The organism is Atopobium deltae, assembly GCF_001552785.1.
Taxonomy (GTDB): Bacteria; Actinomycetota; Coriobacteriia; order Coriobacteriales; family Atopobiaceae; genus Atopobium; species Atopobium deltae.
In genome coordinates this window covers 13104-33156 of the sequence record NZ_KQ959489.1, presented here as the reverse complement: position 1 = coordinate 33156, position 20053 = coordinate 13104, and the positions used below count along the sequence as shown (strand labels likewise).

The window sequence follows — 20053 nt, the reverse complement described above, 5'->3', positions numbered from 1 at the left end:
TTAGCTTAGGCTAATCATATTTTCTTTACGTTTAAAAGCTTTTTTGGACGATTTTGTATAAAAAAGCGAATTTCTTATAGGGTTTTTTAAGGATCGTGATTGCGTGTCGAGTCGTGGTTGTGTGGCAAATCTTGTGTGCACGTCATAAAAATAGATCCAAAGACCCTCGGACGCGCATGGGTCGCCTGAAAATACCAAGCACGTCCGCGCACCAGATCCGCATAGTACGGCCGCATAGTACGGCCGCATACCACATCCACATGCGTGCAATTTTACAACTCTTGGCTGCTTATGGCTACACAGCCGCCAGCTCCACACGTATACTAATTTTGCTTAGTTTTTTAAGCACTCATGACAATGTTTTTGGAGCGCATTTTAAAACATTGCTTGAGGCGTTTCGTTGAGTCACAAGTTGAGGCGTTGGTCCACAGGGTAGTCGAGCTTCTCTGAGCTTCACGGGATGTGATCAGAGAATAGCGGCAGCGAGGTGATACCTATGCAGGAAGAATTGCAAGAAGATAAAAATTCCCGGGTGTTGGAACGTCGAGCAGCGCTTGCTCTTCTTTTTATAAATACGCAAACTAATCTTTCGTTTAAAAAAATAAAAGATGCAATTTATCCTGACTTAAACGACAACAGTGCTCATAGACAATTTGACCGAGATAGAGAAGCACTTGAGGCTTGTGGAACCATCGTTCTTACACTTTCTGACCCGCTGGGCGGAGATGTGTATGCCCTGGACGCCCAGTGTACCTATGCAAATACGAACTATTTTTCAGCTCAGAATGCCGCAAAACTTGACGCCTTATGTGAACCATTGTGTAAGGATGAGGCGTTTCCCTATCAACGTGATCTACGACTTGCTCTTGCAAATATAAGTGGGTTTTTTAACACTGCCGATATTCCAAGTATTATTGACGTTCGCACTGATACAAGAGGCGACACACCGGGCGGTACAAAAGCGCAAACAAAAAGGCAGCAAAAAGAGATTGAAAAACAAAAGCGTATAAGCTCTGAGCTGCGCGATTATTTTATTCAACGCCGCTGTTGTCAAATAAGCTATATCGATGCCCAAGGAAAAATCAGTGACAAAACACTCGCAATTTTGGGGCTTTTCTCGCTTAATAAAAAGTCGTATTTTGTTGGATGCGTGTATAGTAAGGAGCTCGGCTTACAGTACAACCAGATTCGCGTTTATCGAGAAGACCGTGTCCTCTTTATCAAAAAATTAGAAGAGACGTACGAGGTTCCCGAGTCCTTTTCCGTTAAAAAATATCTCTTTTTGCCATTCCAGCTTGGACAAAATCTTGTTGAAGCTACTTTTTATCCTCACCCTTCACTTGACCGTCTCCAAAACGACTATTCAAAGATTCCCGTAGGCCGCGGATATTTCTCTACCGACGAGCCTGCCGCTGAAGAGCAGACCTCATTGCAAACACAGGTCTCGTCGCAGGCACAGGATCTGGCGGCAACGCAGGCACTGTTGCGCATGCCCGTTAACACAAATCAGCTTACCGACGCGGCGCAGTGGGCCCTTGAGGAGGGCTTTGTCCCTCAAAAACCAAAACCGCTGGTAGATGCCTGGAAAAATATTCTTGAGCAAACGATCTTCTCGGCATCAACAACTGCCGATGAGGCGCTTGCGGCCTATAAAAAACACTGCGAGAGCATGGCATTTCTTGATAAGAACTTGCCGAGTAGTGGAGGCGTCAACAGTGGTACAAGCACCAGCACGAGCGCGGCAGACAGTGACGACACCACGACGCTTACACGAAAACTCTCGAGAAGCTCTGGCAATAAAAATCAGATAAATCTGCGAGCGCTCGAGCTTTTGTGGCTCGTGCTTGCAAAAAGTAAAGAGCCCTATAGCAAGAAAGATGTTGCCGAGGAGTTCGGTCTTGAGCTGGACGATGCTGCGGAACTTGTGAATCAACTTCTGCTGCTTGCCGCCGATGAAACAAATTCTCTGCCTATTGCATTGTCGGATGACGAGAACACCATTCAGGTGAGTCCCGCAAACCCCGCGGCGACAAGTGGCACAAAGGCACTTCGTCTTACCATAAGTGAAACCACGGCGCTCGTAGCGGCGCTGCAATTTTTAGACGTTTCTCGAGATCACCCACTGTATCAGGCGGTTGATAAAAGCTTTGTCCATCAAGAGGTTGCACCAGAATACGTTGAGCGCACCATTACCTCTCGCAAAACCTCTGCTACACCCGACGCCCTTCTTAGTTGCATTGAGGTAGTGCTCGCAAATAATGCTGGTCGAGGATGCGAGCAGGCCCTCACATTTACATACACACCTGGCCACTACAGTACAGATGGCGCAAATGGTGCAGGTGACATAAACAGCAGGGACGGTGCAGGTGACATAGGTGACACGAACAGCGGAGACGCGAACGCGCGCAGCGCCTCGCCGCGTAAAAAGCAGCACACTGTTTTGCCGAGGTACCTTTTTAAGGAAAATGACTACACCTATTTGTGGGCTCTTGATTGTCAAAGCATGCAAAAGCGCAGGTTTAGGCTTGATCGTATGCATGATGTTGCATCCTGCGATTGTGTTTCTCAAAAAGATGCTGCAAAAACGATGCTGTATCTAAAGCAGCTAAGAGATTTTACTAGTGTGGGCAATAAGCCCAACGTTTCGTTTACGGCACCCACAAAAACCGCGCGGGTACTTTTCTTTGATCGTAAGCTCGTGACGCTGTATCCTTGGCATCCAAAGCAAATTCAAGATTTGGCTGGCAATAAGATCAACGGATATGCGAATAACGAACATGCTAGCAAGAATCTAAGCAGCACAAACAAGGGAAACGATACTCAAAACGATGTCATAACCGAAGCCATCATTCCCAACTATCAAAGCCTTTGGCTAATGCAACACCTCACGGCATGTGGTGCGGGTTTGTATATTGCTGATGATGAATTGTGTGAGCAGGTATTGCAATATGCGCGGCAAACGCTGGCTTTAGTGTAGACCTGTGAGTGCTTCGACGAGCGGCGGACAACGGACCTTATCTGCGGCAACCCTATCCGCAGCAGAGACCCTATCTGCCTATCCGCACTCTTCGACGCTTACCACATGTGCAGCAATTCAATATAGCGCCCAATATATTGTGCCTCGAGAGCGACATACTCTTTTTGTGGAAGGCTCGATAAGAACTGAGAACCATAGCGCTTGGTAAGCAGACGCGAGTCGGCAAAAATCAAAACACCTTTGTCGCTCGAACTTCGAATAAGGCGACCAGCCGCTTGCTTCACTGAAATAATCGCCTCGGGCAGAGAGTACTTCCACCACGTTCGATCGTCTTGAGCAGCACGCTGTTTCGAAAGTGGATCGTTGGGGCTCGAGAAGGGCAACTTTACAATAACCACGCAGCGCAGGGTATCCCCTGCTGCGTCGACGCCCTCCCAAAAAGATTTGAGCGCAAACAATGAGAGGGTCTTCTCGGCAATAAATTTTCTTTGCAGCTGTTGGGCACTGGTCGTTTTTTGCTGCATTGCCAACGAAAGGCCTGCCTGCGCAAGACGTGGTTGCAAAAGCTTGTATGTAGCCTCCATATCGCGACGGTTAGTAAACAAGCTGAGCACCGAGCCCTTCATGGCACAATGCACCGAATAGAGCATGTCAGCGAGCTTTTCGATATATTCAGGGCTTTGAGCCAGCGGCAAATCGCGAGCCACAAGTACGCGCATATTGTGCTCGTAATCAAAACTTGAAGGAATGCACGCGTGCTTGACGGGCACTTCCTCGAGTTGGTTCAGTTGATCTGGTTGATCTGGTTGATATGACTGGTCCAGCTGACCCTGCTGGTCCAGCTGACCCCGACTATCCAGCCGATCAATGCCGACAGCGTGATTGAAGTGCTTAAAGTCACCATTGGCGGTCAATGTTGCCGAGGTAAAGACACAACTTTTGTTCTGGGGAAGCCACTTGTTTGCCAGCTGCTCGCCGATATCCAATTTTTCCGCGCGCAGCGCATAGTGCCTGCTATTACCCGCGGTTCTTCTCACCTGTATGGAATAGACGTACTCGGAGCTCTGTTCTTTCATGATCAGCGAAAGACTAGCGAGAAGGTCCCGCAGGCTTCGAATATCACTTGTCAAAAACGCATCAGGCTTGGTGATCTGCTCCGCGATTTTTTGTTGGGCTTCGGTAATATTTTTGACAGCTTCTTCAAGCGCTTGCATAGTACAGGTTGCCGTCACTTGGATTTTTTCCCACGCTGGCGTTGCACGCAACTCGTCACTAATCCAAATTTCCGAAGTATCATAGCTTTGATTCGCATAAAAACCGCGTGACGGAGCCTGTTCTTGGCAAAATCCTGCTATTTCGGAAAAAAGATCGTTGCAGCGCAGCGAAGCTCGAGCACACAACGACGCTGCTTTTGTGAGAAGGCCCGCGATAAGGGTGCTTCCCTCACACGAGGCTGCTTGCACCAACAATGCATGAAGAGCACCTGTGCGAACTCCGCCGATATGCTCAAAGGTTGCTCGCACGGTAGCGCTCGAAATTTCGCGTGCCCAGAGCTTGCGGGCCTCTGATTCAAACGAATGAGCCTCGTCTATAATCCAATGCTCAAGCGGAGGCAAAACCGTACCATCCGCATCGACACCGCATAAAAGAAGCGCATGGTTTGTCACCACAATGTTGGATGTGGCCGCCTTCTTCCGTGCGGCAAAAACCAGACATTCATGTGGGTAAAAGGGACACTGCGCGCGCAAGCACCCTTCGGCAGTACTCGTTATCAAAGAACGGGGAACATTACTCCATCTAATTCCCAGCCTGTCAATATCGCCCGTTGGACACTGGCAAGCATAAGCAAGGCTTACCGCAAGTGCGGTTAAGCAGTCCTGTACGGCTACTGAGCTTTCTTGCTTCTGTCCTTCTTGGCTTCCCACTTGGTCATTATCTTCTTCTGGCGAGAAGATCGGCTGGGTTGCGGCCTGCATAATCTTTTGCAAACACGGATAGTGGTCAAATCCTTTGAGCGCGCAATAGCTGAAATGCGGTGTTGCTGCAGCTCCTGCAGATGTGCGACTTGGTGCAACGCGGCTTGATGTGCTTGTACTCGCGCCTTTACTCCCTACGGGAGCACCTGCGGGCGAGCTTCCCGCGGGTGTGTGGCACGCAGGCATGCTCCCCGCAACATCAACGGTCTTCTCGGCAAAAAGTTTTGCAAGCACAGGCAGCTCTTTGTGCATCAGCTGATCTGTCAGTATATTTGTCTTGGTTGCAATACCAACGCCTGTTTGGTTGTTGATAGAAAACAAGGCACTAGGCACAAGATACGCCATGGATTTGCCAACACCCGTGCCAGCCTCTATGCAGCTCACTCCCCCATGCTGCTGAACTTCTTGCACTTCTTGCGCCATGCGAAGCTGTTCGGGACGAAACTCGTACTTCTCGTATATGCCCGCCATGCTCCCCTGTGGCTTAAATACGGCATCTATCTGCTCTTTTAAAACGGGAAAGAGCGTTGGCGATGCTTGAGCGGCTGCTTGCGCGCCCGCTTGCGGGACCCAACGATCGGGCTGTACGATCTGGTGGCGGCGTTGCAACACATCAAACCCCGCGTCCACCTTATCTCGTGCGAGATAGCTGAAAATCGGCCGAAAAGGCCAGTCATACCCTTCATGCATGTCCGCTAAAAAGCGCATAAGATCGGGCCCCAGCAGGCGAAGTCCCGCAAGCACTATGGGCCAAAGTTCAGCAAGCGCTTCCACGTCATCCATGGCGCGGTGAGAAACTCTATCGTGCCCAAACATCGCTGATAGATCAGCGAGTTTATGCGAAGAAAGACACGGCAAGGCAATTCGACTGAGTGCAAGCGTATCAATCCAGGTGTCACTTACAAAACAACCACCTTTCACGCGCTCTATAAACGTCCTGTCAAAGTGCGCATTATGCGCCAAAATGGGCATGCCACCAACAAAATCAGTGAGTTGCTTAACCGCCTGTCTGCTAGAAGGCGCATTAAAAACGTCAGCGTTGGTGATGTGCGTCAGCTTGGTAATTTCTTCTGGAATAAGTTTAGTGGGGTTCACAAAGGTCGAAAACCTGTCGACAATCTTGCGCTGTTCGATGCGAGCTGCAGCTATCTCGATAAGCTCACAGGTTTTAAACGATAAGCCCGTGGTTTCAGTGTCGAGCACGATAAAATTGTCTTCGAGCAGACCAAAATCTTGGTCCTGCGCGAAGACTTTAAGCGTTTTATATTGTTCTGCGATTTGCCGAGGTGTGTCAGGCAACAAAAAATCATCCAACATCATTCAAGAGCAAACTCGACAAATTTGCGGCATAGCTCGAAAAACTCAATCCCCTCATAACGTGCCGAGTCAGGAAGCAGAGAGTTTTCGGTCATGCCAGGAATGACGTTGGTTTCGAGAAGCACGGGCACATCATCGGCATTAACAATGAAGTCACTGCGGGATGCACCACGACAGCCGAGTACCTCATGCGCTTTTTGCGCATACTCCTGTGCAAGTGCATAGGCTTTCTCGGAAATACGAGCTGGAATAACATGGTGAAGCTCGGAGGGCTCATACTTCACTTCACTGTTATAAAACTCTGCACCCGTCACAATTTCAACAGCGGGCAGTGCGTGAGGGTTCTTATTACCAATGACGGGTACTGTGATTTCGGTTCCGATAATCGCCTGCTCAACGAGGGCTTTGTCGGCACCCCTATGAGCGCAGAGAATAGCGTCTTTAAGCTGCTCTTTTTTTGTGACTCGAGAAACCCCGTAGCTCGAACCATTGCTCGCAGGTTTTACAAACAGCGGAAGGCCATATGTCTCTACTATGTTTTGAATAAATTCCTCATTCAGCTCTTGCGAGACAGAAACTTCAACACCTGCAGGCGTAGGGATGTCCACGGTATGGTAAAGCGTTTTGGCAATTTGCTTTTCCATGCCAACCGCAGATGCCAAAACACCCGAAAATGTATACGGGAGGTGCAAAATCTCACAAAGACCCTGAATACAGCCGTCCTCACCAAACTTTCCGTGCATAGCAATAAAAGCAAGGTCATATTTGCCCGCCTCGAGCTTAGCTAAAATACCATCTTGGGCCACATCAATAAAATCAACTTGGGTAAATCCCGCCTCACGAAGCGCCTTCTCGCATGCGCGCCCACTTGCTAGGGCAACCTCCCTTTCGTCAGACCAACCCCCTGATAAAAGCGCAATTTTACAATGTGTGACATCAATGTTGGTCATTATAAACTCCTCGTTCACAACGTAATCTACGTTAGACTCTAATGGTACAAGTCTTTGTACGGCTTTTGCAAAAAAGTCAGCGTTTTGTCGTCTTTTTATATAACTTACAGATAAGGGCTCGCATGCTGCAAAATATTAAACAGCTTTCTAAAGAACAACTTGTTTCGTTTGTGCTTAGTGTAGGGCAGCCTAAGTTTCGTGCCAGCCAAATTTATTCATGGTTGTGGATAAAGCATGCAAAATCGTTTGAAGACATGAGTGATTTACCCCTTAACTTGCGCCAAACCCTTGCAGAAAATTTTTACCTTCATATCCCTCGACCAATCGTTACGCAGCAATCCGCCGACGGGAGCCGCAAATACCTTCTTGAGCTGGCCGATAAGACCACGGTTGAGTGTGTGGGTATGCCTTCCTTGAGTAAAGCGGACAAGCTTTCTATTTGCGTTTCGTCACAGGCTGGCTGCGCCATGAGGTGCTCATTTTGTGCAACGGGAAAATCGGGGCTCATTCGTTCCCTCACTGCTGATGAGATTTATGAGCAGGCACAATACATCATCGATGATTTTGGCATGCGCGCGTCGAACATCGTTTTTATGGGCCAAGGTGAACCATTTACCAACTACCGAGAAACGCTGCGCACGCTGCGTTTGTTTAACGCGCGGGATGGACTTGGCATTGGGGCGCGACATTTAACAGTTTCTACCTGCGGAATTATTCCCATGATTCGTAAATTTGCCACTGAGCCTGAACAATTTACGCTTGCTGTTTCTCTTCATTCAGCTGTGCAAAAAACGCGTGACGAGCTTATGCCTGGTGTCAAGCAGTTTAAACTCACACAACTTAAAGAGGCACTACAAGACTATGCCGAGAAGACCGGTCGAAGACCCTCTTATGAATATGCACTCATCGGTGGTGTGAACGACACTGATGAAGAAATTTCAGCGTTATGTGACTTTACCCGAGGTACATTAGTACATGTAAACTTTATTATGCTAAATGAAATTGATGACTCCCCCTTTAAACCCTCGACTCCCGAACGTGCGCAGCTGTTTATTAAGAGACTTGCTCGCGTGGGTGTTGAGGCAACTATCCGCAACTCTCGTGGTTCTGATATAGATGCGGCTTGTGGGCAGCTTAAACAAAAATCTGTAGCAAGGGGTAAGGCTCAAGGCTAAACCCATTACAAATACCATTACGAATCCGTAAGCGTGTTGGTATCGCTTCCAAAGCACATAATTAAAAAGGCCTAAAAACAAACATGTGTTCTATTCAGGCCTTGATATATGGAATCACCTGACATTTGGGTTGGTTGATTTAGCGCCAAATTCCGCTAAAGATATTCCCACTGCCTCAGTGTTTGCTCCTGCTGCTCTTTAAGCATGCTTTGCTCGTTTTGTCTGTTATAAACTCTCTGAATCTCTTGCATAGCGCTTCCTGCTCTTTGTAAAAGCTCTCTTGCTGCTGTTTTAATTTTCTCTTTGTCTTTCTCAGGCAACAATATGTAAGTCACATAAACGACAGCAGCGGAAACAACAAGTCTTTTTATTCTTCCTCTACACTTCCCCATTTTCTACGCCCTTTTCTTTTTTCTGCACCACTCTGCGCTGGCCATGGCTGCCTCTACTTACTCTGCATCCCCATTCGTCTCTTTTATAGTTTCTAGAATTCGAAGGAGGTCCTCTTCATCTTTAAACTCGATTTCAATCTTGTTCTTTCCCCTTACTTGCTTAACTCGTACATTGGTATCAAACAAGAGTCGAAGCTGTCGTGCCACTCGTTTAAATGATTGAGGTGTAACCTTTCTTTTGGAAACCTCTATCTTTTCGACAGAAAATAGTGGTGCAAGATTTTCTGTCTGACGAACCGAAAGTTGTTCTTCTACAACTTTTTTAGCAAGCGCTTCGCGCTTTTCTTCAGAAGGGACCGCCAAGATTGCACGAGCATGACCAGCAGTTAATAGCCCATCAAGCATATACTGTTGAACCGCTTGAGGAAGATCAAGCAAGCGAAGAGTATTAGTAATAGCAGAACGAGACTTTGAGAGTGCTTGAGCTAGCTCTTCTTGTGTCATCTTATTTTGCTTTATAAGAACTTTATAGCCTTGCGCTTCCTCAATAGGATTGAGATTCGATCTTTGTAGATTTTCAATAAGCGCGAGCTGCAATATTTCCTCATCGCTTACATCACGAATGACTACAGGAACCTCTTTAAGTTTTGCAAGCTTCGCTGCCTGATAACGTCTTTCTCCAGCAACGATTTCGTACTTATCCCGCTTTTTACGTACTAGTATTGGTTGTAAAATTCCATTCTGCTTAATAGAGTCAGCAAGTTCGGTAAGCGCTTCGGGATCAAATTTTTTTCGCGGTTGGTTGGGATTAGGAACTATTGATTGAATTGGAAGCCTTGAGTCTGCCTTAAGACCTCCAACTTCGTGGTTAGCCTCACTAATTAAAGCATTTAATCCTCTTCCAAGACCTTTTTTAGCCACGACGAATCACTTCCTTTGCAAGTTTTGTATAGGCAAGCGCAGCTTTATTAAAGCGCGAGTACTTAGTAATGGGTAATCCATGACTTGGCGCTTCTGCAATTTTTACACTGCGAGGTATAACTGTTTTAAATACTTTTTGACCAAAATACTTTCTCACTTCTTCAACCACTTGATTTGATAGCGTAGTGCGCTTATCAAACATTGTCATAAGAACACCAAGGACCTCTAGATCTGGATTGAGTGACTGGCGCACCATATCCATCGATTCTAGAAGCTTAGTAACGCCCTCTAAAGCATAGTATTCACATTGAATTGGGATTATCAGGCTGTCTGAAGCAACAAAAGCATTAATAGTGAGTAGTCCTAGTGATGGAGGACAATCAATCAAAACGAGGTCAAAATCATCTTTGATAGCTGCGATCTTGTTTTTAAGCAAAAACTCCCTTTTTTTAAGCGAAACAAGATCGATTTCCGCGCCTGCAAGTTGGATAGTAGCAGGAACTAAAAAGACCTGCGGCTCAATTGTTTGAATAATGTTTTCTTCAATAGGGGAGTCATTGAGCAAAACATCATATATGTCTGTCTCAAGCTCTTCTTTGTTGATTCCAAAGCCACTTGTTGTGTTTCCTTGCGGATCAAGATCGACAACCAATATCTTTCGCTTAGATTCACCAAGCGTAGTGGAAAGATTAATTGCAGTGGTTGATTTACCAACTCCACCTTTTTGGTTAATTATTGCAACAGTTTTAGCGTCTTTTTCTTCGTTAAAACGCTTGATTTCGCTAGACTGCATGCATCCTCCTTTTCTTCTCTCTAAGGATACCGCACTTTTATGATGTTTCACGTGAAACATCTTGTATTTTTAGGGAGCAACTGGCATTAATCTTACTAGAATCTAACTAAAAAGTGGTTGGTTTTTAGCAAGACCATTTTTTCTAGGTAACTTTACTTTCGCTGATTTTATTTTTTTAAATATAAACAGTTCTCGATGCCCAGAACCTTCAGGAAGTTCATATGTTTCACGTGAAACATATTCTAACCCACAGAATTCAGCCGCTTTAAGACCAGCATCTAATTCGTGAGACGAAATATTCGCTTTAGCAGCAATAAAATGCCCGTTTTTCGAAAGTAAAGGCGTAGCGTATTCAATAATTGTTGCCAATGGTGCCACGGCTCGGGCAACCACAAGATCATACTCATTCTTGTGTTTTACAGCAAAAACTTCCACACGGTCAGAAGAGGTTTTAATTCTTGAGTCTAACTCTAATGTTTTAAGAAACTCTTCTACCGCTACAACTTTTTTGGTAACAGAATCTATTAAAACGCCTTCTACTTCAGATTTTATTGCGAGAGGAATACCCGGAAAACCCCCTCCAGTACCAAAATCAAGAAAATTACGATATTTAATAAGATTGGTTTCTGCAGCTTTATATACTAAAAGAGAGTCAAGTATGTGAAGTAATATTCCCGCTTTATCACTTGTAATTCTCGTAAGATTTAGGACTTTATTTTTCTGAATAACTAATGCAAGATGCTTTAAAAGCAGCGAAGCTTCCTCTTCTGAGAGTAAAATTCCATACAAAGAGGCTTGAGTAGTTAAATAGTTAGTCTTCTCGCTAATACTTCTCACAAATGCTCCTGACAAAAGTTCTTGAATGACAAGAAATTGGCATAAATGAACAATTCGCTAAATGACCCACACTCAATATCCTATAGATAGTAACCACATTTTAGAGGCATAATAGCTATAAAAATGAGGTGGCATCTACCACCTCATTTAATCATGTTTTTAACAAAAGGAAAAGTATTTACGAGAAAGTGCTTACAAAACAATAGTTCTGTTGGCGCTCTGTCATTAAGACGCAGACTAAACCCTTGTGATAACGACATGCCTTTCGAGATCTTCTCCTTCAGAATGAGTAACCACTTGTTCATCATTGAGCAGCGTAAGATGGACAAGCCTTCTCTCATAAGCACTCATTGGCCTTAGGTGAACACGTCCAGTTCTTTTAGCGCGAGCAGCTGCCGTTAAAGCAATCTCTTGAACCTTTTGCTTTCTACGATTTTTGTAACCTTCAATATCTACCACGATAGGGAAGTGAAAACCGAGTTTTTTGCTGAGCAGAGAAGAGACTAGTAGCTGCAAGGAATCAAGCACGCGGCCGTGCCTTCCAATGAGTACGGCTAGGTCACCACCAGAAATATCCAAGATAAGCTCGCCACTTCCACCGTCATATTCATCAATGCTGCAGGTGGTTTCTCCAAAGCAAGCTAGAATCTCACGTAATGAGGTAATGGCTATATCGGCAATAACATCAACTTGTTCGTTTGTAAACTCTTCACCATTCTCATACGTCTGTAAAAGATCGTTGATGCTGATCTCTCCTTGTCCTGCGCTGATGTTATCAGGCATAATATCTCCTCTTGATTTGTTCCTTAAAGTTTATTGAAAGACATTAAGGCTGAAATATTTCTTTTCTTGTTCTTCCTTCAGTATAGGTCTAGCTTTTCTTTTTGGGACGAGCTTTCTTCTCTTTGCGCACAATATCAACCTGGACGGTCTTCTCTGCTTTTGCGGCCTCTTTTTCGCGCATAGATTCCATTACCTTATTGGTGATGAAATACTGCTGAATAACACCCCAGGCTGCACTTGTATCATAGTAAAGCAAGACACCGACTGGCACATTCCAACCAAACCAAACCATCATAACGGCCATAACTAAACCCATGACGAGTGTTTGAGAGCGCTGATCGGATGGGGAAGTTATCGAATTGAGATACATAGGAGCAAAACTCAAAATACCAAAGAGAAGGTCAAGAACGATAAAAACCATTGCTCCAGAAACACCGTTGGCAGCAAGTGCACCACCAACTGACTCGGACAAAGAACTCAAAATATTGTAGAAGTGTGCCTCAGCAGGAAGCATATCTTTAAGAACTGAAAAGAGCGCAAAAAAGATCGGCATCTGAAGTAAAAGTGGCAAGCAGCCACCGAGCGGGTTAAATTTATTCTCGGAATAAAATCTTTGCATTTCCTCATTCATACGCTGAGGATTATCTGCATATCGTTCCTGAATTGCTTTTAGCTTAGGCTGCAACGCCTGCATATGCGCAGACGATTTCGTTGATTTTAGGGTAAGGGGAGTTAAAATCAAACGAATAATAAAGGTTAAAACAATAATTGCAAGACCCCAGTCCCCAACGAATCCAGCAATAACTTTTAGTATCTGATAGAGAAAATCAGTAAACCAACCCCACATAGAGCCTCCGTGTACTCTGCCTTAGTTTAAAAACTAAGGAACCGGATCGTAGCCACCTTTATGTAAAGGATGACAACGAAAAATTCTTTTAAGCATGAGCCAAAAACCCCGTAAGCACCCATATTTTTGTATTGCTTCTACTGCATATTGGGAACAAGTGGGGGAGTATATACATGCATCAGGCAGAAGTGGAGAAATCCACTTCTGATAAAGCTTAATACTTTGTGCAACCAGCTGTGTCATGACATCCCTTATTATGCATGTATAATAAGTTTCTTATATATACTGGTAAATGCCGCATCTATCTCATCACAGGTTGCATAGGCTGTTTTTGGTGTTGCAAAGAAAATGAGAGAAAGACCGTCTCGAGGAAGTATATTCCTACGAGCGGCCTCTCGAAGAACGCGTTTACAACGGTTGCGAAAAACTGCATTACCAAGTCTTTTCGCTGCCACAAATGCAACTTTTGTTGGAATATCTTTGTCTTCCTTAACAAAGGTAACACGTACCAATGAATTTGTTACACGTTTACCAGTTATGAAGACACTCTCAAACTCCTGTTTGGATTTGATAGTCTTCATAGAAATGCCTTACACCGTAAGACGCTTACGTCCTTTTGCACGACGACGAGACAAAACGTCGCGACCGCCTTTTGTAGCCATACGAGCACGGAAGCCATGCGTTTTTGCACGACGACGCTTGTTTGGTTGATACGTACGCTTCATGTTATTCCTCCTGGAATGCAGGTTATTAAATTTCTTTGTCAAGCCTTAGAATTGTAGGGAATAGCATAGGTTTCTGTCAATGCTAGAGTTGTTCTGGCGTTCTTTTCACATGTTTGTATAAAGATCTTTCACAATATTTTTCACACTATCGCTATTCTAGGGAATCTTTCTTTCATCGTCTGAAATATTCTTGTTACATGTTATTATCTTTCATGAGTTTATCTGTAAATTCATACAGTTATTGACAAGTTTTTATCACCTGTTGAAAACTTTCTTTTGCTTGAAAGTAATTTTTGAAATTTTCAACATTCGATGAAAGATTGTCGATAAAGGAGTTGGGTATGCCGCGTGATTTTTTTCCTTTTGTCGAGGAAGAAGATAAAAAATCTCATAATTTATTTACAAAGGATACACAGGTTTCTTATCCTGCAAGGATTGCGGTGTACGACGACCCTGCAGTTACCCCACGCGTTGTTATTGTTGAGCCAAATAATATCCGTGATTTTTTATCGTCATTAACCGCGGAGGTAACGCGCCTATCTCACGAACAGGGTGGTACCATCCCTTTTACCATCATTCGTGAAATTGTTGAAAATTACATTCATGCAGCTTTTATTGAGCCTACCATCACAATTTTGGACAACGGTAATACCATTCGTTTTTGCGATCAGGGCCCTGGCATCAAAGAAAAACAAAAGGCGCTTGAGTTTGGTACTACTTCGGCAAATGACGAGATGAAACACTATATTCGTGGTGTCGGATCTGGTTTGCCTATTGCACAACAATATATGCTTGATAAAGGTGGATCGTTATCTATCCATGATAATATTTCATCGGGAACTATTATTACTATCTCGACAAAGTCATTGGATGACGAGAAGAGCGCAGTCATGCCGCATAGTAGTAGTACTACTGAACCTGCCACGGTTGTGAGTAGTGGTGCTACAAATACTCCCTCTATCACTACAAAAGCTCCTGTAGCCACTCAAGTATCTACTCAAAACGTACCTACAACTGGTACGCTCGATGTTGACACATCTTTAGATAAAGGTTCTCGCGACGCGGGGCGTGCGCCTCTGTCGAAAGCAACTTCTGCAGACCTGACGTTAAGTAGTCGTGGGCAACAAATTCTCTCGTTATTCTCTACCTATGAACTTATTGGCGGTAAAGAGCTTGTTGAGACGTTTGGTGGTTCTCAACCAACATGGTCTCGTGAACTTAAACAGCTCGATATGTTGGGAATTACGTATAAATATGGCCAAAAAAGAAAGTTAACAGCATTAGGAAAAACATATATTTCATAACTTTGTTTATTATTTCCTGCCTTTTCTCTTTGTTTTGTCTGCTACATACTTGGTAAATGTGCTTGGTAAAGTGGTTTTTCTTACAAGCACTAGGTTGAATAAGTTTTCTACAGTATGGGTTTTTAATAGTAAGTTTTCGACAAGCTCCTCTTTGCTATAATGAGTTTTCAACAAAAATTCTGAATTTCACTGGATTTTTAAATTTTACTGGATTCTACGTTTTACTGGAGCTTTTGGTGGAGCATATGGATACTTCTCTTACTTCTGATGCTTTGGCACTATGGAGTGATGTTTTAGATTTAACGAGAGAGAATAAAGATATTAAAATTTCTCACTATGCTATGCTTCAAAACTGCAAACCATATTCACTTGAAGACAATAAGCTTTATATAAGTGCTCCATCACGCTTTATTCGCTTACAGATAGAAAAACTAACACCCCTTATAGAAAACTATCTAAAACAAATCTCGTATGAAGATATAAAGTTTGTTGTTACTGCCAATGTAAGTTCAACAACAAAAGTTCAAACATCGTCAGTTATATCTCAAGAAGAACTTCTTTCTTTATCGCAAGAACAACAATACCATCAGCCGCAAGAACAAAGAGTTGCTACCCCACAAGAACAGCAACAACAGCTTAGATATTCTCAACAAAGTATGTCAACACAGGGTATAGATACACAAACACCAACACAGATGCTTGGTATACAAAAATCTATTGAGGAAAGGCGGGCAGCCAATCCTTTAATTGATGATGTGACCGAAAATGATTCAAAACTCACTTTTAGTCGTTTTGTTACGGGTGAAGAAAATATGCTTGCACTGCAGGCGGCAAAGTGCGTAGCTGATGGTGTTAAAAACTACAACCCTCTTTTTATTTACGGACGAAGCGGTTTAGGAAAAACTCACCTTTTAAAGGCAATCCAAAACTATATTGTACAAAACAAGATAGAAAAGCTCTGTGTATATCGTGTCTCTCATGACTTTGTAAGTGAATATGTTCGCGCTATGAGCGATACCTCTGCGGAGGTAAAAGAGGCATTTCGCCGAAATTATCGTGATATAGACATCCTTATTATTGATGATATTCAGTTCCTTAAAGGACCTGGTAGTGTGGGCTTTTTCTTCGACCTTTTTAACTACCTCGTCGATCATGGGAAACAAATTGTTCTGGCGGCTGACGAATCACCAGCGCAGCTAGGAATTGGTAATGTTGACTTTGATGAGCGCTTAGTTTCTCGCTTGGATTCTGGCTTTGCATGTCCTATTAAAGTACCAGACTATGACCTTAAACTTGCATTGATAACAAATTTTTATAATCGCGCTAAAGAAGATGCTATATCCGAAAACTTACCTGGATATGAAGGTGTTTTGTCAGATGAGTGTTTGCAACTTATGGCAGAGCGTGCAGGATCCAATATTCGTGTTATCGAAAGTTTTTGTCAAAGTTGTTTGTTAGAAGCAACAAAACTCCAGCAAAAAGGCGAGGACTTCAGGCGAGAAAACATTATTAAGTTAGCTACCCAAAAGTTTGGTACAACCCACCGTATTGTTACGATTGACCAAATTATTAAGGCTATTGAGGATGCCTTCCATATTTCCCATAGCGACCTTGTTGGTTCGACACGTAAAAAAGAAATCATGGGACCGCGGCAAATCGGTTGCTATTTAGCGCGAGAGATGACCGATCTCACACTTGCTGATATTGGTAAGCGTTTTGGAGGAAGGTCTCATGCAACTATCTCTTATAGCATTATCGAAACCGAGAAGAACATTAAAGAGTCAAGACTTCTTTATGATCAAATTTCTCAGATTAAGGATACTATTCTTAATGGATAAGCTTTATCACTATATAAAGGTGTGTATGAATATGTTGGATTACCAGCACATTCCAACACTGGTGTTTAAAACTTTGTTTAAAAGTTTTCAATCGTTGTTGAGAAGGACCCCTATCGTGATGAAACATGTTTTGTCGCAGGACGTTTGCAAGGAGTGTTTAAAACTTTTTTATAAAAATCGTTACTTTTTTGTCCGTTTAACCTGTGCAAGTGTTTAGTTTTTAACATTTCTACTAAACTTATTATTACTATAGTTAGTTTTATAGATATATACATAATAATAAAGAAAGGGATCTCGCATGATCTTCTCGATACAACAGGCTTCATTAGCAAAAGCACTTTCTATTGTGAGTAAAGGTATAAGTTTTAACGCAACCACTCCTATTCTTACTGGTATTTACCTTTCAGCACAAAATGGAACGCTTGAACTTCAATCAACAGACCTTACTGTCTCGGTACGTTGTAAGGTGCCCGCAAATGTTGAGGAAGAGGGAAGCATTGTTTTATCTGGAAAAACACTCAATAACATTGTTAAGCATCTTGGTGACACGGCAATCACCTTTAGTACTACCACTGACGAAATAAGTAGTACCTGCCTTATTACAAGTGCATTTTCGAAGTTTAGTCTTATTGTACTTAATCCAGATGAGTTTCCTTCATTTCCTGAAGTACAACTCGACCAAACGGTGGAGCTGCCCGCAACCTTGCTTTCTTCTATGGTTGAGAAGGTCTACAAAGTCACCTCAAAAGACACTTCTCGTCCCATTCTCTCGGGAATTTATATGACGGTCGAGAATAATGTCATTCGTTTGGTTGCTACTGACTCATTCCGCCTTGCTGTTTGCGACACTAATATAGAAACCTCTGCTATTATCCAGGGAATTTCAATGATTTTACCTGGTATGGTATTTCATGATGTATTGTCAATTCCATCAGACACTAATACCATTACGATTGGTAGTAACGAAAATCAGATTGTCTTTATGTTTGGTGATACAACCTACGTTGCCCGCAAAATTGAAGGTCAGTTCCCAGCCTATAAAAATCTCATTCCTTCATCGTGTGCTACCTCAGTGAGTATGCTTTCAGATGATTTTTCTGGAGCATTGCGTCGTGTAACAACTATTAGTTCCAACACTTCAAAAGTATTATGCAGGATTGATCAAGAAAAAAAACAGTTTATTCTTTCAACAACCTCTTCTGACATGAGTAAAGCTACTGAGGCGCTCTCGGTGGATGTTACTGGTAATTCTCTTGATATTGCGCTTAACTATCGTTATGTCGAAGATTGCATGAGTGCTATAGGTCCCAACACCAAAATTCAGCTTGATCTCAACGCAACCATGCAGCCTGCTGTCTTTAAGACTTGGGGAACCATTAACTATCTATACCTTCTCATGCCAGTAAGGATGTGAGTTGTGGGGCTTTCAATAGAAACACTTCGTCTTACCAATTTTAGGAATTTTAATGAGAAGACCTTTGTTTTTGACAAAGGAATAACCCTTCTTATTGGTCCTAACGCAACTGGTAAGACGAATACTATTGAAGCACTTCAACTTATTACAACAGGAAGTTCTTTTCGCCATCCCCGCTTGTGTGATCTGTTGGGCGATAAAGAAATTTCAAGCTTTATACAAAGCCATGTGACAGGGGATGGACGAGTTGTTGATCTTCTTTGCTTACTGACACCAACAAAAAAGAGCTTTCAAAAAAATACAAAACCTTGCACGAAACATGACATTATTGGACTATATCCATCGGTTTTGTTTTATCCAGATAATCTCTTAGTGATTAAGGGCTCCGCAAAAGAGCGGCGCGACGAGCTTGATTTATTTGGTAGTAATATACATAAAGGCTATGATAACGTAGTGCGTACCTATATGCGTACTGTTACACAACGCAATACCTTATTAAAAGATGGATATTGTAGTGATTCACTTATAAATGCTTGGAACGAGTCACTTGCTTTTGGGGGAGCGACACTGTTACAACACCGTCTTAATCTATTCTCACAGCTCATGCCAAAGGTAAAAGAAATTTATCATGAACTTGCTCAAAGTGAGACGCTTGATATTGTGTACGAAAGTACCATTACTGAAGATATTTTCTCTTTATCACGTGAGCAAATACAGGAAGCATTTTTTAGTGCTCTTGAGAAAAACTATGAGGAAGATAAAAGACGCCAACAAACGCTTGTTGGTCCTCATCGCGATGATATTTGTTTTTACATTAATAATAAACCTGCTCGTACCTTTGGATCACAAGGCCAGCAGCGCAGTATCGTGCTCGCGTGGAAAATGGCCGAGATTGAAGTTACAAAAAATCTTATCAAAACAACACCGCTGCTACTCCTTGATGACGTTATGAGTGAACTAGATATCTATAGGCGAGAAGCCCTTTTAAACTTCATTAGTCGGGGTGTACAAACGATTATTACGAGTACCAACGCCGAGCCACAGATGTGTAAGCAAATTAATCCAGCGCAGGTGATTCGTTATGGCGAATAAACGTACAGATAATATAACGACGCGCAACGCAGTGAGTAGAAATGCTTATACCAAAAACAATAATGCTGCCGTAGTGAATAATGATATCTATATCAGTAAAAACAACTCCGCCGAAAAAACCTCTGAGAGTTCTCTTAAAGAGGTTCTTAATAATCTTTATGATTCGTCACTCGCTAAAAACCTTTCAAAAACTCAACAAGCCTATAAGGCATGGTTTAGCGTGAATGGAACGTTTGAAAAAAATCATACCTGTGGATTGTTCCTTAAAAAAGACGAGCGCAGTAACGTTGATCCAACACTTATTGTCTACATCGATAAACATACAATCCTGCAAGACTTTACAACCAACAAAGAAATTTATCTTGTTCGTTTGGCCCACGCAGGCTTTATGCTTTCTGACATTCAATTTAAGCTCTCAAAAATTCCTAAAAAGATTAATAAAAGTGAAGTAAAGAGCAAAAATATACAAAAAATTGTAACTGATTTCGAGCCCACGGAGGAGCAGCTTCACCATGCGGATCAGTTGACAAAAAATCTTCCAACGCAGCTTAAAGAAAAGGTGTATAAAGCGATTATTTCTTCTTTAAAACGAGAAATGACCAACGATACATCAAGGTCATAGATAGAGGCTCACAACGCACCTCAACGCCTACAAACAATAAAAATAATAAAACAATGGTCTTTTTTACTTCAGGATGGACAGTATTTAAGA

18 protein-coding genes are annotated in these 20053 nt (G+C 43.0%); 7 read left to right on the top strand and 11 right to left on the bottom strand.

The window, feature by feature from the left end; genetic code table 11:
- Positions 1-496: 496 nt before the first annotated feature.
- A complete protein-coding gene (locus HMPREF3192_RS03000; protein WP_066305211.1) occupies positions 497-2977 on the top strand; it encodes a helix-turn-helix transcriptional regulator in 2481 nt (826 codons plus the stop codon).
- A 98-nt stretch (positions 2978-3075) separates the two neighbouring features.
- On the opposite strand, the gene HMPREF3192_RS02995 is transcribed toward HMPREF3192_RS03000, so the two are convergent.
- Both HMPREF3192_RS02995 and HMPREF3192_RS02990 read right to left on the bottom strand, forming a co-directional pair.
- Entirely contained in the window at positions 3076-6273 is a 3198-nt protein-coding gene (locus HMPREF3192_RS02995) for a helicase C-terminal domain-containing protein (RefSeq protein WP_066305209.1), read from the bottom strand.
- A complete protein-coding gene (locus HMPREF3192_RS02990; protein ID WP_066305207.1) occupies positions 6270-7220 on the bottom strand; it encodes a D-alanine--D-alanine ligase family protein in 951 nt (316 codons plus the stop codon). The genes HMPREF3192_RS02995 and HMPREF3192_RS02990 overlap by 4 nt, the downstream gene beginning before the upstream one ends.
- A gap of 122 nt (positions 7221-7342) precedes the next feature.
- On the opposite strand from HMPREF3192_RS02990, the gene rlmN reads away from it, so the two are divergent.
- Positions 7343-8395, top strand: a complete 1053-nt coding sequence (gene rlmN / locus HMPREF3192_RS02985; RefSeq protein WP_066305206.1) for a dual-specificity RNA methyltransferase RlmN — start codon at positions 7343-7345, stop codon at positions 8393-8395.
- A 155-nt stretch (positions 8396-8550) separates the two neighbouring features.
- Here rlmN and HMPREF3192_RS02980 read toward each other — a convergent pair whose 3' ends face one another.
- From HMPREF3192_RS02980 to rpmH, 9 genes are all read right to left on the bottom strand, one after another.
- A complete protein-coding gene (locus HMPREF3192_RS02980; protein WP_066305205.1) occupies positions 8551-8787 on the bottom strand; it encodes a hypothetical protein in 237 nt (78 codons plus the stop codon).
- Positions 8788-8844: 57 nt separating this feature from the next.
- The gene (locus HMPREF3192_RS02975; protein ID WP_082715601.1) at positions 8845-9708 is read right to left on the bottom strand and encodes a ParB/RepB/Spo0J family partition protein; all 864 of its coding nucleotides are present in this window, start codon (positions 9706-9708) and stop codon (positions 8845-8847) included.
- Entirely contained in the window at positions 9701-10501 is an 801-nt protein-coding gene (locus HMPREF3192_RS02970) for a ParA family protein (RefSeq protein ID WP_066305202.1), read from the bottom strand. The genes HMPREF3192_RS02975 and HMPREF3192_RS02970 overlap by 8 nt, the downstream gene beginning before the upstream one ends.
- 102 nt (positions 10502-10603) lie before the next feature.
- The gene (gene rsmG / locus HMPREF3192_RS02965) at positions 10604-11338 is read right to left on the bottom strand and encodes a 16S rRNA (guanine(527)-N(7))-methyltransferase RsmG (protein WP_066305201.1); all 735 of its coding nucleotides are present in this window, start codon (positions 11336-11338) and stop codon (positions 10604-10606) included.
- A 237-nt stretch (positions 11339-11575) separates the two neighbouring features.
- On the bottom strand, positions 11576-12121 hold the full coding sequence (locus tag HMPREF3192_RS02960; RefSeq protein ID WP_066305199.1) for a Jag family protein: 546 nt from the start codon (positions 12119-12121) through the stop codon (positions 11576-11578).
- Between the two features lie 88 nt (positions 12122-12209).
- Entirely contained in the window at positions 12210-12968 is a 759-nt protein-coding gene (locus tag HMPREF3192_RS02955) for a YidC/Oxa1 family membrane protein insertase (protein WP_066305197.1), read from the bottom strand.
- A gap of 33 nt (positions 12969-13001) precedes the next feature.
- A complete protein-coding gene (gene yidD, locus HMPREF3192_RS06615; RefSeq protein WP_082715599.1) occupies positions 13002-13211 on the bottom strand; it encodes a membrane protein insertion efficiency factor YidD in 210 nt (69 codons plus the stop codon).
- Between the two features lie 11 nt (positions 13212-13222).
- Positions 13223-13549, bottom strand: coding sequence for a ribonuclease P protein component (gene rnpA / locus HMPREF3192_RS02950; RefSeq protein WP_066305196.1), 327 nt, complete (start codon positions 13547-13549; stop codon positions 13223-13225).
- 9 nt (positions 13550-13558) lie between these two features.
- Positions 13559-13693, bottom strand: a complete 135-nt coding sequence (gene rpmH, locus HMPREF3192_RS02945) for a 50S ribosomal protein L34 (RefSeq protein ID WP_066305195.1) — start codon at positions 13691-13693, stop codon at positions 13559-13561.
- A gap of 341 nt (positions 13694-14034) precedes the next feature.
- Between rpmH and HMPREF3192_RS02940 the strand changes: the two genes are divergently transcribed.
- From HMPREF3192_RS02940 to HMPREF3192_RS02915, 5 genes are all read left to right on the top strand, one after another.
- Complete coding sequence (locus tag HMPREF3192_RS02940; protein ID WP_066305194.1) at positions 14035-14997, top strand: ATP-binding protein; 963 nt, start codon at positions 14035-14037, stop codon at positions 14995-14997.
- Between the two features lie 245 nt (positions 14998-15242).
- On the top strand, positions 15243-16835 hold the full coding sequence (locus HMPREF3192_RS02935) for a DnaA ATPase domain-containing protein (RefSeq protein WP_082715598.1): 1593 nt from the start codon (positions 15243-15245) through the stop codon (positions 16833-16835).
- Between the two features lie 298 nt (positions 16836-17133).
- Positions 17134-18249: a DNA polymerase III subunit beta gene (dnaN, locus tag HMPREF3192_RS02925; RefSeq protein ID WP_066305190.1), complete on the top strand. Its 1116-nt coding sequence runs from the start codon at positions 17134-17136 to the stop codon at positions 18247-18249.
- A 3-nt stretch (positions 18250-18252) separates the two neighbouring features.
- Positions 18253-19341, top strand: coding sequence for a DNA replication/repair protein RecF (gene recF, locus HMPREF3192_RS02920; RefSeq protein ID WP_066305188.1), 1089 nt, complete (start codon positions 18253-18255; stop codon positions 19339-19341).
- Positions 19331-19963, top strand: a complete 633-nt coding sequence (locus tag HMPREF3192_RS02915; RefSeq protein ID WP_066305186.1) for a hypothetical protein — start codon at positions 19331-19333, stop codon at positions 19961-19963. The genes recF and HMPREF3192_RS02915 overlap by 11 nt, the downstream gene beginning before the upstream one ends.
- The last annotated feature ends 90 nt before the right edge of the window (positions 19964-20053 follow it).

What these genes read in the sequence shown, in the direction of transcription:
- HMPREF3192_RS03000 (WP_066305211.1), top strand. Translation starts at nt 497, where the DNA reads ATGCAGGAAGAATTGCAAGAAGATAAAAATTCCCGGGTGTTGGAACGT.
- HMPREF3192_RS02995 (WP_066305209.1), bottom strand. Translation starts at nt 6,273, where the DNA reads ATGATGTTGGATGATTTTTTGTTGCCTGACACACCTCGGCAAATCGCA.
- HMPREF3192_RS02990 (WP_066305207.1), bottom strand. Translation starts at nt 7,220, where the DNA reads ATGACCAACATTGATGTCACACATTGTAAAATTGCGCTTTTATCAGGG.
- rlmN (WP_066305206.1), top strand. Translation starts at nt 7,343, where the DNA reads ATGCTGCAAAATATTAAACAGCTTTCTAAAGAACAACTTGTTTCGTTT.
- HMPREF3192_RS02980 (WP_066305205.1), bottom strand. Translation starts at nt 8,787, where the DNA reads ATGGGGAAGTGTAGAGGAAGAATAAAAAGACTTGTTGTTTCCGCTGCT.
- HMPREF3192_RS02970 (WP_066305202.1), bottom strand. Translation starts at nt 10,501, where the DNA reads ATGCAGTCTAGCGAAATCAAGCGTTTTAACGAAGAAAAAGACGCTAAA.
- HMPREF3192_RS02960 (WP_066305199.1), bottom strand. Translation starts at nt 12,121, where the DNA reads ATGCCTGATAACATCAGCGCAGGACAAGGAGAGATCAGCATCAACGAT.
- HMPREF3192_RS02955 (WP_066305197.1), bottom strand. Translation starts at nt 12,968, where the DNA reads ATGTGGGGTTGGTTTACTGATTTTCTCTATCAGATACTAAAAGTTATT.
- yidD (WP_082715599.1), bottom strand. Translation starts at nt 13,211, where the DNA reads ATGACACAGCTGGTTGCACAAAGTATTAAGCTTTATCAGAAGTGGATT.
- rnpA (WP_066305196.1), bottom strand. Translation starts at nt 13,549, where the DNA reads ATGAAGACTATCAAATCCAAACAGGAGTTTGAGAGTGTCTTCATAACT.
- rpmH (WP_066305195.1), bottom strand. Translation starts at nt 13,693, where the DNA reads ATGAAGCGTACGTATCAACCAAACAAGCGTCGTCGTGCAAAAACGCAT.
- HMPREF3192_RS02940 (WP_066305194.1), top strand. Translation starts at nt 14,035, where the DNA reads ATGCCGCGTGATTTTTTTCCTTTTGTCGAGGAAGAAGATAAAAAATCT.
- HMPREF3192_RS02935 (WP_082715598.1), top strand. Translation starts at nt 15,243, where the DNA reads ATGGATACTTCTCTTACTTCTGATGCTTTGGCACTATGGAGTGATGTT.
- dnaN (WP_066305190.1), top strand. Translation starts at nt 17,134, where the DNA reads ATGATCTTCTCGATACAACAGGCTTCATTAGCAAAAGCACTTTCTATT.
- HMPREF3192_RS02915 (WP_066305186.1), top strand. Translation starts at nt 19,331, where the DNA reads ATGGCGAATAAACGTACAGATAATATAACGACGCGCAACGCAGTGAGT.